15 protein-coding genes and 1 tRNA gene are annotated in these 13,673 nt (G+C 46.3%); 1 reads left to right on the top strand and 15 read right to left on the bottom strand.

Translation table 11 applies throughout. The annotated features are described in order from the left end of the window. Positions 1–5 precede the first annotated feature (5 nt). From RJ41_RS03020 to aspS, 13 genes are all read right to left on the bottom strand, one after another. Positions 6–81: transfer RNA gene (locus RJ41_RS03020), tRNA-Lys, on the bottom strand. A gap of 292 nt (positions 82–373) precedes the next feature. Continuing rightward, the gene (ybgF, locus tag RJ41_RS03015) at positions 374–1,168 is read right to left on the bottom strand and encodes a tol-pal system protein YbgF (protein WP_014948871.1); all 795 of its coding nucleotides are present in this window, start codon (positions 1,166–1,168) and stop codon (positions 374–376) included. Then, positions 1,168–1,734 carry a peptidoglycan-associated lipoprotein Pal gene (gene pal / locus RJ41_RS03010; protein ID WP_014948870.1) on the bottom strand — a complete coding sequence of 189 codons (567 nt, stop codon included), beginning with the start codon at positions 1,732–1,734 and terminating at the stop codon, positions 1,168–1,170. The genes ybgF and pal overlap by 1 nt, the downstream gene beginning before the upstream one ends. A gap of 40 nt (positions 1,735–1,774) precedes the next feature. After that, entirely contained in the window at positions 1,775–3,130 is a 1,356-nt protein-coding gene (gene tolB, locus RJ41_RS03005) for a Tol-Pal system beta propeller repeat protein TolB (protein ID WP_039216779.1), read from the bottom strand. A gap of 4 nt (positions 3,131–3,134) precedes the next feature. Next, positions 3,135–4,028: a cell envelope integrity protein TolA gene (tolA, locus tag RJ41_RS03000; RefSeq protein ID WP_052235387.1), complete on the bottom strand. Its 894-nt coding sequence runs from the start codon at positions 4,026–4,028 to the stop codon at positions 3,135–3,137. 7 nt (positions 4,029–4,035) lie between these two features. After that, positions 4,036–4,455: a protein TolR gene (gene tolR, locus RJ41_RS02995; protein ID WP_014948867.1), complete on the bottom strand. Its 420-nt coding sequence runs from the start codon at positions 4,453–4,455 to the stop codon at positions 4,036–4,038. 29 nt (positions 4,456–4,484) lie between these two features. Next, complete coding sequence (gene tolQ, locus RJ41_RS02990; RefSeq protein WP_014948866.1) at positions 4,485–5,174, bottom strand: protein TolQ; 690 nt, start codon at positions 5,172–5,174, stop codon at positions 4,485–4,487. Next, positions 5,164–5,562, bottom strand: a complete 399-nt coding sequence (gene ybgC, locus RJ41_RS02985) for a tol-pal system-associated acyl-CoA thioesterase (protein ID WP_014948865.1) — start codon at positions 5,560–5,562, stop codon at positions 5,164–5,166. Before ybgC ends, tolQ begins: the two co-directional genes overlap by 11 nt. 586 nt (positions 5,563–6,148) lie before the next feature. Continuing rightward, a complete protein-coding gene (gene ruvB, locus RJ41_RS02980) occupies positions 6,149–7,153 on the bottom strand; it encodes a Holliday junction branch migration DNA helicase RuvB (RefSeq protein WP_039216778.1) in 1,005 nt (334 codons plus the stop codon). A 68-nt stretch (positions 7,154–7,221) separates the two neighbouring features. Continuing rightward, positions 7,222–7,842 (bottom strand): Holliday junction branch migration protein RuvA, encoded by a 621-nt coding sequence (ruvA, locus tag RJ41_RS02975; RefSeq protein ID WP_014948863.1) that lies wholly within the window; start codon positions 7,840–7,842, stop codon positions 7,222–7,224. A 36-nt stretch (positions 7,843–7,878) separates the two neighbouring features. Further along, positions 7,879–8,397 (bottom strand): crossover junction endodeoxyribonuclease RuvC, encoded by a 519-nt coding sequence (gene ruvC / locus RJ41_RS02970; RefSeq protein ID WP_039216777.1) that lies wholly within the window; start codon positions 8,395–8,397, stop codon positions 7,879–7,881. Then, entirely contained in the window at positions 8,397–8,837 is a 441-nt protein-coding gene (nudB, locus tag RJ41_RS02965; protein ID WP_039216775.1) for a dihydroneopterin triphosphate diphosphatase, read from the bottom strand. The genes ruvC and nudB overlap by 1 nt, the downstream gene beginning before the upstream one ends. 3 nt (positions 8,838–8,840) lie before the next feature. Further along, positions 8,841–10,601, bottom strand: coding sequence for an aspartate--tRNA ligase (gene aspS / locus RJ41_RS02960; protein ID WP_039216773.1), 1,761 nt, complete (start codon positions 10,599–10,601; stop codon positions 8,841–8,843). Positions 10,602–10,848: 247 nt separating this feature from the next. On the opposite strand from aspS, the gene RJ41_RS02955 reads away from it, so the two are divergent. Then, entirely contained in the window at positions 10,849–11,700 is an 852-nt protein-coding gene (locus RJ41_RS02955) for a DUF72 domain-containing protein (RefSeq protein ID WP_039216772.1), read from the top strand. Between the two features lie 50 nt (positions 11,701–11,750). Here the strand turns inward: RJ41_RS02955 and RJ41_RS02950 are convergent, their stop codons facing one another. Both RJ41_RS02950 and RJ41_RS02945 read right to left on the bottom strand, forming a co-directional pair. Next, a complete protein-coding gene (locus tag RJ41_RS02950; RefSeq protein ID WP_014948857.1) occupies positions 11,751–13,091 on the bottom strand; it encodes a sigma 54-interacting transcriptional regulator in 1,341 nt (446 codons plus the stop codon). Then, positions 13,088–13,672 (bottom strand): hypothetical protein, encoded by a 585-nt coding sequence (locus RJ41_RS02945; RefSeq protein ID WP_039216771.1) that lies wholly within the window; start codon positions 13,670–13,672, stop codon positions 13,088–13,090. The genes RJ41_RS02950 and RJ41_RS02945 overlap by 4 nt, the downstream gene beginning before the upstream one ends. Position 13,673 lies beyond the last annotated feature (1 nt).

The raw sequence follows: 13,673 nt of genomic DNA, 5'->3' as shown, positions 1-13,673 counted from the left end.
GAAAGTGGTGGGTCGTGCTGGATTCGAACCAGCGACCAATTGATTAAAAGTCAACTGCTCTACCAACTGAGCTAACGACCCTTTCTTTCCTGTTGTTGCCTGTGTCTTGGCAACGGCGGCATATAATACTCAGATTTTTATTCGACGCAACCCATAACGTCCTTTTATTTTCATTTTTCTGTCAAATTACGACTAAACGGTCAAAATGAAAACAAATCGCTGAGTATTTATACCAGTACTAATTGAGTTTAGTCAGGTTTCTACGAAATACAGTGAAATTTGGCGCAGAAGTTTTATGCACTCTAAATGGAATTTTTTGAAAAAAACTTTTCTCTAACCCATAAAAAAGCCTCTTTAAAAGAGGCTTTGTTCATTACAAGTTATTTAACCGAGATTCAGCGAGACGTTTTGCCGAAGAATCAGGGTAATCATTTACAACTTGTTGGAACAGCTGACGTGCTGTTGAACTGTCTCCCGTTCGCTCAGCAATGACACCTAGTTTTAATAAGGCATCAGGACGCTTGGAAGAATCGGTAAAGCGATTAGCTACAATATTAAATTGTTCACTTGCTTCGCTCCACTGCTGCTTATTAAACAACAGTTGCCCTAACCAATAGTGCGCATTTGGTGCGTAACCACTGTTGGGAAAGCGTGAAATGAACGATTGAAACGCAGGAATGGCTTTATCGTACTCACGAGACTTAAGGATCAAATTCACCGCATTTTCGTAGGCTTCATCTTCACCTGCTTGCGGAGCTTGCGTTGGCGTAGATGCTGTTGGAGAGCTCACAGAGCCCGAATCAACACCTGCACTAGGCATGGCACTACCTTGTAGCGCGCCGCTTTGCTTAAGTGCTTCCACGCGTTTATCTATTTCAAGGTAAAGCTCACGCTGACGCTCAAGTACTTTTTGAAGTTCATTGGTATTGACTTCAACCGCACCACGCAGCTGGTCGACTTCCATTTGCATATTGTCTAGTTGCGTTTGAAGCCTGTGTTGCATTTCGGTTCGGCTCTTAACAATACGCTCTAGCACAACAATACGCTGTTCTAATTCACTGCCGCCATTGGCGTCTACCACAGGCGCTTGCGCAAATGCGGTAGAAACAGCAAGGGCGGCACATAAAGTGACGCCCATTTTTAATGTCTTATTCGTTAGAATAGTCATTAGCGGTAAACAACCACTCCGCGACGGTTTTGAGCAAATGCATACTCAGTAGAACCCATCACTGCTGGTTTTTCTTCGCCGTATGAAACTACTGTTACTTGGCTGCTGCTTACGCCAGCATTAAGTAGGTAAGTTTCAACAGACTGTGCACGACGTTCGCCTAGCGCAATGTTGTACTCTGGCGTACCACGACTGTCTGTGTGACCTTCAATAGTCACTTTAGTGCTTGGGTTTTTCACCAAGAACGCCGCGTGCTTGTCTAGAATACGCTGGAACTCTGGCTTGATGCTTGAGCGGTCAAAGTCAAAGTAAACGGTTTGTTCGTTTTTCAGCGCTTCCATTTCTTGCTGAACCATTTCTTCCTGACGCTTCATACGCTGTGCAGCTTCTGCTTTAACGCGCTGTGCTTCTGCTTCACGTGCTTCCGCTTCTGCAGCCGCTTGTTCTTGTGCAAGGCGGTTACGCTCTGCTGCCAATTCTTCTTCGCTAGGGCCTGAAGAACATGCCATCATTGTCACTACTGGCAATGCGATAATGAAGCTCTTCATCACTTTATTCATTTGCATCCTACTAATCCTTAAATTTTATTGTTTAGTCGTTAAATTGTTAGAACAAAAATGGTGACCAACTTGGCGATTTAACTTGCCCATTGGCTGCTGGTAACCTAGCTTTAAAACGCCCATCTAAAGAAACCAGTGACAACACTTGGGTTCCCTCGTGAAGGGTGCTGTATATAATCATGCTTCCATTCGGCGCTACGCTTGGTGATTCATCTAAGTACGTCCGTGTCAGTACTTGAGGTGATCCACCATCCAAAGACTGCTTAGCAATGTGATAGTTCCCATTAGTTTGGTTTACCATAATCATTTGCTTGCCGTCTGGGGAAATCGTACCGCCAAGGTTCTGTTCACCTACAAAGGTAACTCGCCTTACTTTCCCAGAATTTAAATTTACGCTATATATCTGGGGTTTACCACCCCGTTCCGAGCTAAATATTAACCCACTGCCGTCTGGTAGCCACGCGGGCTCCGTATCAATCGCTCTATTTCGTGTTACTCGGCGAAGATTTTTTGTCGCTAAGTCCATCACATAGAGTTCAGGGTTTCCATCTTTCGATAAAACCATTGCAAGTTGCTTGCCATCTGGTGAAAACACCGGGCTACTATTTATTCCAGGGAAATCAGTAATGCGCGTACGCTCGCTGGTGTAGATATTCTGAATGAATATTTGCGGTCTACGATTTTCAAAACTAACGTAGGCAAGCTTCTCGCCATCAGGCGACCACACTGGCGACATAAGCGGCTCTGGCGAAGACAACAAGCGCGTTTCGTTCTCACCATCGTAGTCTGCAATGACTAATTGGTAAGGTTTTTCTACCGTGTCACGGTCGCGAACAATGACGTAAGCAATTTTCGTTAAAAATGCACCGCGAACACCGGTCAATTTTTCATACACAATGTCGCTAATTCGATGCGCATACTGGCGAAAATCTCGGCCGTTGATCACTGCCTGACGGGCAGCTAGTACGTGATCATTACTCGATACCAAATTGCCGTCTTTGAGTACTTTAGCTTGCCCATTGTCAACTTGCCCTTTAAGTACATCAATCAACTCATAGGATACAAGGTAACGGTCGCCTGCTTGTGGCTCAATACTTCCTACTAAAACCGTGTCTACACCTAAGGTTGCCCACGCAGTGAAAGACACTTGCTCCGCTGTCTCCGGGTACTGTGGCATTTTGTCGACAGATACCGGATTAAACTTACCACTACGCATTAAGTCGGCCATCACCACTTTAGAAATATCGCCAGGCATACTGCCCTGACCTTTCCATTTAAATGGCACAACCCCGATTGGACGTGCACTATCTACGCCCTCGGTTATCACAATTTCTAAGGATGCAAACACGTTGGCACTGAATGCCATCGTAATAAGCGCTATCCATAAACCTAGTTTTTTCATACCACTATAATTCCACTTTTAAAGTAATGTCTTTTAACTGCTCGTAAACGTCTGGCGCATCAGATACCGGTAACTTTTCGGCCCTGCGAACCGCGCTTTCAGCCGCTCTACACAGCGCATCGTTGCCGCCGAGTACACGAATACTCGTAACAAACCCTGTCGTTGCTAACCGGATATTCAATCGACAGGTTTTACCTTGATAGCTGTCGTCCGAATACAAATTGCGCTTTATGGTTTGCTGAATAAGTGCGGTATAACGCTCTACTTCAGTAAGTACCTGTTTTCGCCTACGTTCTTGCTGAGCAGCTTGTTCTTGCGCTAACTGCTCTTGCATGATCCTTTCCATTTCAGCGCGTTCAGCTTCTTCTTTTTTCTTTCGCTCAGCCTCAGCTTTCGCTTTTGCTTCGCGCTCCTTACGCTCTTGTTCCTTCTGCGCCGCTAAGCGCTCCAAGTCTTTCTGACGTTTCGCTTCAGCCGCTTCTGCTTCACGCTTCTCTTTCGCACGCTTGGCTGCTAGCTGCTGCTGGCGTTTTTTCTCTGCCGCGGCTTCTGCTTTTCTTTGCCTTTCTCGCTCTTCGGCTCTCGCTTGAGCTTCAGCTTGTGCCTGCTCCCTTTTTTGATCCGCAATCGCTTGCGCATCAATAAACGTCGCTTCTATCACAGGCGCATTCGACGGCATACTTGGCAACGGGTCAGGAGAGAAACTGACGCTAATTAGCAACAGCGCAGCAATAAAAAGATGCAAACCAATGGACTTGTACAAGCCTACTTGTTCTGGGCTTATACTGTTGGCTTGCTTGGCACTTTTGCCGTTCTTTTTATCACCACTTACACCGTTACTCGCGTTGTTTGAGTGGCTAGCGGTTGACGTGCTTTTCGACACTTCAGGTTTCGACATATCTATATTACTCAACCGGATCCGTCATTAACCCTACTGAAGGCACACCCGCCTGCTGTAATAACACCATTAGCTGTATCACTTCGTTATAGGCTACTTGTCCATCGCCTTTTACCACTACGGGCGTATTGGGCTCTTTGGTCAATTGTGCTTTTACAATAGCGCCAAGCTCTTCTTCGCTAATTGGCGATTCCTGGTCTTCGCCTACATTAAGGAAGTAGCGACCTTTAACATCCACTGACGCAATAATAGGTGGTGTATCTTCTTGCTCTATCGGGTTGGCACTTGCTTTAGGCAAATCTACCTTTACACCTTGAGAAATAAGCGGCGCCGTTACCATAAAGATAATAAGCAACACCAACATCACGTCGATGTAGGGAACTACGTTTATCTCTGATACCGGCCTGCGGCGTTTTCTTACATACATAACAAGTCCTCCGTTTGGAATTTAAACGCTTAGGCTTGTTGTTGTGCTTGCGCAGCAACGGCTTGGCGATGAAGGATTGCAGAGAACTCTTCCATGAAGTTGCCGTAGCTATTTTCTAGCTTCTCAACCTGATGGCTGAAACGGTTGTAGGCAATAACCGCAGGAATAGCGGCAAACAGGCCAATAGCAGTTGCAATAAGTGCTTCTGCAATACCCGGCGCTACCATTGCAAGGGTAGCTTGCTGCACTTCACCTAATGCGATGAAGGCATTCATGATCCCCCACACAGTACCAAACAGACCAATATAAGGACTGATTGAGCCCGCCGTGGCTAAAAAGGGTAAACGACTTTCTAGTTCTTCGACTTGACGAGACATAGAAACGCGCATAGCACGGTATGTACCGTCGACGATACCGTTGGTAGCGGTGTTAGATTTGCGCAGGCGAACAAACTCTTTAAAGCCTGAGCAAAAGATGCTGCCCATGCCTGTTAGGTTAGTTCTGGCAGAAAGCTCTTGATAAAGACGGTTAAGATCAGCGCCTGACCAGAACTTATCTTCAAACTGACGCATTTCGTTGCGTGCCGCCGACAACGCCTTGCTGCGTTGGAAGATAAACGTCCACGACGCTATCGACACGCTTAGCAACAAAAGCATAACTAGTTGAACAATAAAACTCGCTTGTAAAAACAAGCCAATAAAAGTGAGATCAGATGACACGCGAAATTTCCCCTAACAAAGTACGTGGTAATCTTTTTGGCTTCATAACGGCCAAATCGACGCAGGCAACCTTGATATCTCCCGATACCAATGTAACGCCTTGTTCATTTTTAATAATTTGTTGAAACGTCATACTAGCGCCTTTCAATTCTACAACGCGAGTTTCAATACTCAACAGTTGATTGAACCGCGCAGGCGCATAGTTATGCATTTCAACGTGTTTGACGACGAAAGCGATGGATTGTTCCATCAGCGTGTCTTGTTCAAAACCTAGCTCGCGAAGCCACTCTGTACGGGCTCGCTCCATAAACTTTAGGTAATTCGCATAATAGACGATACCGCCTGCGTCGGTATCTTCGTAATACACTCTTACCTGATGTAAATGCATAACTATTCCTTCACCCAAAAATTTAATAATCCAAAGCGGAGTTAAAATAACTAATTGGCGCGACAAAATGCAGAACAAAACCTCCCCACAGAGCCCACCAAAGCTAACATTTAATCAAAAATAAACCAATGCGAAACATCCAGTTAACAAATTAGTTTTTCTAATTCAAACCAACAATTTTACTCAATTGTAGTTTTTTATGCTCTCCCTATAATGCACAGCATCAGTCGTACAGAGCGTGATGGTGCTTAGCACGGTCATGCAAGAGTTATTCTCCTGTTAGACATGAGTTCCCTGGATTTATTTCCTTCAACACTTGTTGTTTTAGCCCGCTCAATGAGCGGGCTTTTTTTTGCCTGTAATTTAGCATCTGTACAAAACAAAATATTGGCGGCCCATGCTTAACTTGGGCTATGCGATAATTCGCCATCCACTTTCAATGCTCTGGAATGACAGCTCCCCCCATACGAGCATTTACTTGTAGCGTTTGAAACGGCTTCTGTATTCTCGGTGTTACCAAAAAAAGCCCAGCAATCCAGCTAGGCCTTTAAAACGAATCTGTTGCTTCTTACAAAGGGACGGTAGATTATTCAGACGGAGCGAAGCCAAAGTGAAGATAGGCTCGCTGAGACACAATACGGCCTCGAGGCGTGCGCTGTAAAAAGCCCTGTTGAATAAGGAAGGGTTCAATCACGTCTTCTATGGTTTCTTTCTCTTCACCAATGGCTGCTGCCAAATTGTCTAAGCCTACTGGCCCACCATCAAACTTTTCGATAATAGCAGTAAGCAATTTGCGGTCCATGTAGTCAAAGCCTTCTTTGTCTACATCAAGCATATCTAAAGCTTTGGCCGCAACGTCGGCGCCCACCGTGCCGTCAGATTTAATTTCAGCATAATCCCGAACACGGCGTAACAAACGGTTGGCGATACGCGGCGTGCCCCGCGAGCGACGTGCCACTTCTTGCGCACCTTCCTCGTTCATGTCTAAATTCAGATAGCTCGCGCTTCTTGCCACAATACTGGTGAGGTCTTTTACGTTGTAAAACTCAAGGCGTTGAACAATACCGAAACGGTCGCGTAATGGCGACGTTAGCGAGCCTGCGCGGGTGGTAGCGCCTACCAGTGTAAAAGGAGGAAGGTCTAGCTTAATTGAACGGGCGGCAGGCCCCTCGCCTATCATAATATCAAGCTGATAGTCTTCCATGGCAGGATAAAGAATTTCCTCTACCACTGGACTTAAGCGATGTATTTCGTCTATGAACAATACATCATTGCGCTCAAGGTTGGTAAGCAGTGCAGCCAAGTCGCCAGCTTTCTCAAGCACAGGGCCTGACGTGGTTTTAATGTTTACGCCCATTTCATTTGCCACAATGTTCGCAAGCGTGGTTTTACCCAGTCCTGGCGGACCGAAAATAAGTAGATGGTCTAGCGCATCGTCGCGATTACGCGCAGCTTGAATAAAAATTTCCATTTGCTCACATACGTGAGGCTGCCCCGTATAGTCTTCCAGCATTTTAGGGCGAATGGCGCGGTCGATGACCTCGTCTTCGGTGCTGGCTTCAGGCGTAATCAGTCTGTCGGCTTCAATCATGATAGTTCTACTTTAAACGGTGACGTGAAGACAGGCAGACTAAGAACCGCTGTCTTCGTTGAGCGCCATTATATGGCCGCTTTTAATGATTCGCGAATAAGGGCTTCACTTTCCATGCCCTCTTTATATACGCTGTCAACTAGCTTGCTCGCTTGAGCAGGTTTATAGCCCAGTGCAATAAGCGCGCTTTGTGCTTCTTCCCGAGCGTCGTTTACAGCAACAATAGTGTTGGTGGATAGCAAGTCGCCACTTGGAGGTGGTACAGCAATACTCTGCGCCTTGCCAAATTTTGCTAGGCGGTCTTTAAGCTCTACCACTAAACGCTCTGCGGTTTTCTTACCTATACCCGGTAAGCTGACGAGTGCAGAAACATCTTCATTTTGTACACTTGCCAAGAACTGGCTTGCCGACATTCCAGATAAAATAGCAAGGCCTAACTTTGGGCCTACACCATTGGCTTTGATCAATTCTCGGAAAAGCCCTCTTTCCATTTTATCAGCAAAACCAAACAGCAATTGGGCGTCTTCACGAACCACAAAATGTGTGTACACCACCACTTCTTCACCCACCGCGGGAAGCTGGTAGAAACTGGTCATAGGCATGTGAATTTCGTAGCCAACACCGGCTACATCTACAAGAATTTCTGGAGGCTGTTTCTCAGCCAACGTACCGCGAATTCGTCCAATCATGAATTATCTCTGTAAAAGCGTGAGCTTTAAGCAGTACTAGCGCAAACGACCACGAACGGTTTTTCGGGCTTGCCCTGCCATGTTTATCAGGCTCTGTTCGGTGTGTGCATGACACAAGGCAACGGCTAATGCATCGGCAGCATCGGCCTGTGGCGTGCCGCTTAAGCTAAGCAGGTGTTTTACCATGTGCTGAACTTGCGTTTTATCTGCGCCACCTTTTCCAACTACCGACTGCTTAATTTGCCTTGCGCTGTATTCAGCAACAGGAAGTTGCGCTTGGGTGGCTGCCACAATGGCGGCACCTCTGGCCTGACCAAGCTTTAACGCTGAATCAGGGTTTTTCGCCATAAATACTTGCTCAATAGCAAATTGGTCGGGTTTATATTGACGAATAATATCGCCAACCCCGGTAAAAATATTAGCAAGACGAGAAGGCAAATCTGCCGTTCCAACGCGAATGCATCCGCTTGCTAAATACACCAGTTTACCTTGCTTGCGTGCAATTAAACCGTAGCCTGTGATCCGAGAACCTGGATCTATACCCAGTATAACCATTAAGGCACACTCGGTACAAACAAAGATACCGCTTCTTTATTAGAGGGAGACCATAAACGCGCTAGCGCTTCCTCTTTCGACACCCATTCGTACTGCAAGTGCTCTGTCAAAACAATGGGTAATTCGCTGTTTATTTGAAGGGAAAATACGTGTTCTGTGTTGTGCACAGTACCAGGAGGATAGCGATGTAGCCAGCGGCTACGAATTTCGTATTGGTTTTGCTTATCGTGATCGTTAACCACAAAGCCGTGCGCTTTGGCATCGATGCCAATTTCTTCACACACTTCACGATATGCTGTTTCTAAGGGTAACTCCCCCTCTTCTAACGCGCCGGTTACCGACTGCCAAAAGGTGGGGTCATCTTGTCGTTGCAAAAGCAGCACTCGGTAGTGTTGGTCATACAACACTACCAGTGCAGATTCAGGCTTCTTATACGCCATAAATTACGATTGCTTTTTCACCGTTGCAATAGCTAGCTCTTCAAGCTGCTGTGGATTTGCAAGGCTAGGCGCCGATGTTAATGGACATGCCGCTGTGGTTGTTTTAGGGAATGCCATCACATCACGAATAGAGGTCGCGCCAGTCATAAGCATTACCAGACGGTCTAGACCAAACGCAAGACCTGCATGCGGCGGCGCACCAAAGCGCAGCGCGTCAAGCAAGAAGCCAAACTTGTTCTTCGCTTCTTCATCGTCAATGCCAAGAATGTTGAATACCGTAGACTGCATGTCTTCATTGTGAATACGTACAGAACCACCGCCTAATTCAACACCGTTCAATACCATATCGTAAGCATCAGATAAGGCTTCAGCTGGATTAGCTTTAAGTTCTTCTGGCGTTAAACCACGAGGCGCGGTAAACGGGTGGTGAATAGCGTGAAGCTGACCGTCAAACTCTTCGAACATTGGGAAGTCAACAACCCAAAGTGGCTTCCACTCGCCTTCAAGAAGCTCAAAGTCTTCACCAAGCTTAAGACGAAGTGCGCCCATCGCTTCGGTAACCACAGTGTAGCTGTCTGCACCGAACAATAGAATATCGCCACTTTGCGCGCCAGTGCGCTCTAGCATGGCGTTAGTGATGTCTTCGGTTAGGAATTTAAGGATGGGCGACTGTAGACCTTCAAGACCAGCACCAGCATCGTTAACTTTAATCCAAGCTAAGCCTTTCGCGCCGTAAATACCTACAAATTTAGTGTATTCGTCAATTTGCTTACGCGAAAGTGACGCCCCACCCGGTACGCGAATAGCTGCTACGCGACCTTTAGGGTCATTTGCCGGGCCGCTGAATACTTTAAAGTCAACGTTGGCAAGCAAATCTGCAACGTCGGTTAACTCAAGCGGATTACGTAGGTCTGGCTTGTCGCTACCAAAGCGCGTCATGGCTTCTTTATACGTCATGCGCGGGAAGTCACCAAGGTCAACGTTTAGCATTTTGTTGAACAAGTCGCGGATCATACGCTCGGTAATAGACATTACGCCATCGGCATCTAAGAACGTGGTCTCAATATCGATTTGGGTAAATTCTGGCTGACGGTCGGCACGTAAGTCTTCGTCGCGGAAGCACTTAACAATTTGGTAGTAACGATCCATACCCGACATCATCAGAAGCTGTTTGAAAAGCTGTGGCGATTGCGGAAGTGCAAAGAACTCACCTTTGTGCGTGCGGCTTGGCACTAGGTAGTCACGTGCACCTTCTGGCGTTGCCTTAGTAAGAATAGGTGTTTCAATATCTAAGAAACCTTCTTCTTCTAGGAAACGACGTACAGCACCGGTTACTTTTGCACGGAACTGTAAGCGCTGGCTCATTACAGGACGGCGAAGGTCTAGGTAACGGTAACGAAGGCGCTGTTCTTCTGAGTTTTCTTGGTTCCAGTCTAGTGGAAGCACGTCAGACTTGTTTATCACTTCAAGGCCTGTGCCTAAGATCTCAATCTCACCTGTGCGCATGTCTTTGTTAACTTGACCTTCAGGGCGCGCACGCACTTTACCCGTTAGCTTTACACAGAATTCGCTACGCAACGTGTTAGCTACAGATAGCACGTCTGGTAAATCTGGGTCGAACACCACTTGTACGATACCTTCGCGGTCGCGTAAGTCGATGAAAATTACACCGCCTAAATCGCGACGCTTATTAACCCACCCGCAAAGGGTAACTTCTTGTCCAATGTATGATGAATCGATATTCCCACAGTAATCTGTGCGCATGGTCCTTGACCCCTGATGTTTTTTCTTGCTTCGCATGCTGTGAATTGGCGTTCAAAACTGCTTACTTTTAGGCTTAAGACTTTGCCAAAAATCGCGTAAACTTGCTGGCCAATTAACTGGCCCGCCCACAACATGCATAATGTAATGATTTAAAGGCCGCATAGTATAAACAAATGCTTGATAAAGCCCAATGACAAATATGCACAAATCAGCCATATCACAAGGAAATCTCTATATTGGATTGCCAATGTGGCAACACAGCCATTGGCCAAGCACGTGGTTTGCTAATTATCCCAAGTCTGATAATGGATTGTCGCTGTATGCCAAGGAGTGTAATACGGTTGAAGGGAATACCACATTTTACTCTCTTCCCCACCAAGACGCTGTAGCAAGATGGTGCGATTCAACACCCGACCACTTCAGATTTACTTTCAAGTTTCACCAAAACATTACGCATGTACATCAATTACAGCATTGTGACGAAGAGGTTGCCCAACAGCTTGCTTTATTAAGCCCGCTAAAAGAAAAGCTAGGAGTAATGATGCTGCAACTGCCCGCTTCTTTTGGGCCAGAAAAGCTATCCATTTTAGATACCTTTTTAGCGGCGTTACCTCAAGAATCAAACGTAGCGGTTGAGGTGCGCCACCTGGCATTTTTCGCTAAGGGTGATGAAGAAAAGGCGCTTAACCAACTTTTGATCCGCCACGGTGTGAATAGAATCATTATGGACACCCGAGCTTTATTTAGCGGGCCTTTAGATGCAGGCGGAGCTGATAAGCGTGCTATGCTAGAAGAAGTCCGGCAGAAAAAACCGCGGGTTCCCGTTAACGTTATCGCTACAGGCCATACTCCCATTGTCCGTTTTGTCGGTAACGATATAGACGATGATAACCAGCGCTGTTTATTGCCTTGGGTGAAAAAAGTGAAGATTTGGCAAAGTGAAGGGAAAGACGTGTACTTTTTTTGTCACCGCCCCGACAACAAAGACGCCCCTTGGTTAGCTCAGCAGTTTATCGATTTGTATAACAACGATAATCCATCACTTGTGCTAAATAACCTATCTATCAAAAGCCAACCAGAGCAGAATGCCTTGTTTTAACGCATCACTAAACAGTGATGCGTTTAATAACTCTCTAAGCTCGACTATGTCTATCTGAAATCAGCTGCGTCTAGCTCGTGCTTTTTCATAAGCTTGTGCATATCAGTTCTATTTCTACCAGCAAGCTCTGCCGCGCGCGTTACGTTGCCGTCGGTCATTTTAAGAAGCTTGTGAAGGTATTGTTGCTCAAAGGCATCGCGCGCTTCTGTGAGCGTAGGCCAGCTTTGCTTGGTTGCTGAAAGAGCCTGCTCGACCAAATGAAGCGGAATAACCGGCGTTTGTGTTAACGCCACACACTGTTCAACCACGTTCACTAGCTGGCGTACGTTACCTGGCCAAGATGAGGTCACTAACTGCTGCATTGCGTCATCTGAGAACTGACTTACGTTTACGCCATGACGCTGCGCACTTTGTTGTAGTAATGATCGCGCAAGTAAAGGGATGTCCTCGCTACGCGATTTCAGCGAAGGAAGCTTGAGATTGACTACATTTAGTCGGTAATACAAGTCTTCGCGGAAGGTGCCTTCTTCCATTTCTTTATGCAAATCTTTGTGCGTCGCAGAAATGATACGCACATCAATGTCTACGTGCTTACTGCTTCCTACAGGGCGAATTTGTCGTTCTTGTAGAGCACGCAATAGTTTAACTTGAAGCGTCATTGGCATATCGCCAATTTCATCTAAAAATAGCGTACCACCGTCAGCTTCTCTAAATAAACCGGGGTGTGCCGCTACTGCGCCAGTGAACGCGCCTTTTGCATGACCGAATAGCTCTGACTCAAGTAAGTTTTCAGGCAATGCTCCACAGTTAATCGCCACAAATGGCTTGTCGCTGCGGTTACTGGCTTTATGAATGGCGTTAGCAAGCAGTTCCTTACCCGTTCCACTTGCGCCGCTAATAAGCACAGATACTTCACGCTGAGCTATGCGGAACGCCTGGTCTAGTACATTTAGCATTTCTGGAGAACGGGTAATGATGTCCTTTGCCCAATCGCCCGGCTGTGCAGCTTGAGACTGGCTAAGTGCTTTTTGCAACAGCGCGCGTAATTCATCGTGATCGACAGGTTTAGGCAAAAAACCAAATACGCCACGCTGAGTGGCTGCTACCGCATCAGCTATGGTGCCGTGAGCCGTCATGAGAATTACCGGAATATCTTTTCTAATTCCCATAATTTCTTCAAACAAACTCAGACCATCTAAGCCCGGCATACGCAAGTCACTCAATACTACATCGTAGTTGTCATTTTGAAGCTTTCTTAACGCTGATTGACCGTCTTCCACTGCGGTCACCTCATAACCTTCGCCTTCCAGACGAATGGTTAATAAGCGCAATAAGCTCTTATCATCATCAACCAACAATAAGTTAGGGTTACTACTCGCCTTTTCGCTCACTGTTGTGTACTCCTGTTTTTATCCATCAGTGTTGCTTCAATTTGCAACAATTCTTCTAATTTTTTGCGCAAGTTAAAGGCTTCTTTTTCAAGCGCTTTTAATTTCTCTCCACGAGAGGTATTTTCTTGCTCCAACACCACCATGGCAGACTCTAACTGCATTATTTGATTGTTGTGCGATGCGGCAATCACATTAATCACTTCCTGAGCAGTTGGGGTAAAAGTGCCCGCAATATCATCCAGCGCGAGCTGAGCGCGCAATCTATCTTGATAAGGGGTATCCGTGGGAAGCGTCAGTAGGTAGGCATGAAGCGTATCGAACGCTGAATCTCCTAGCGCTTCTAAACTCTGCTTGCGTTTTAACCAAGGTTGGTTGGCCGCGTCAATCCACGCGTTAAGCCAATAGGTTGCATCGCAATTGTGCTCAACCCCCTGTGGAGGCTCGGCAAATAAACAAAGGCCACGTTCTATTTTAGCTACAGGCGTCACCTTTTCTGGCTCACCTGCGTTGTCGTTATTTCTGGTTAAACTCTGACATCCTGTCAGTACCAGTAAGGCGACAATTAAACCACTTTTTCTCATT

The organism is Alteromonas marina (assembly GCF_000808575.1).
Taxonomy (GTDB): Bacteria; Pseudomonadota; Gammaproteobacteria; order Enterobacterales; family Alteromonadaceae; genus Alteromonas; species Alteromonas marina_A.
Note: the sequence above shows the minus strand (reverse complement) of the source record. Positions and strands in the feature narration are given on the sequence as shown.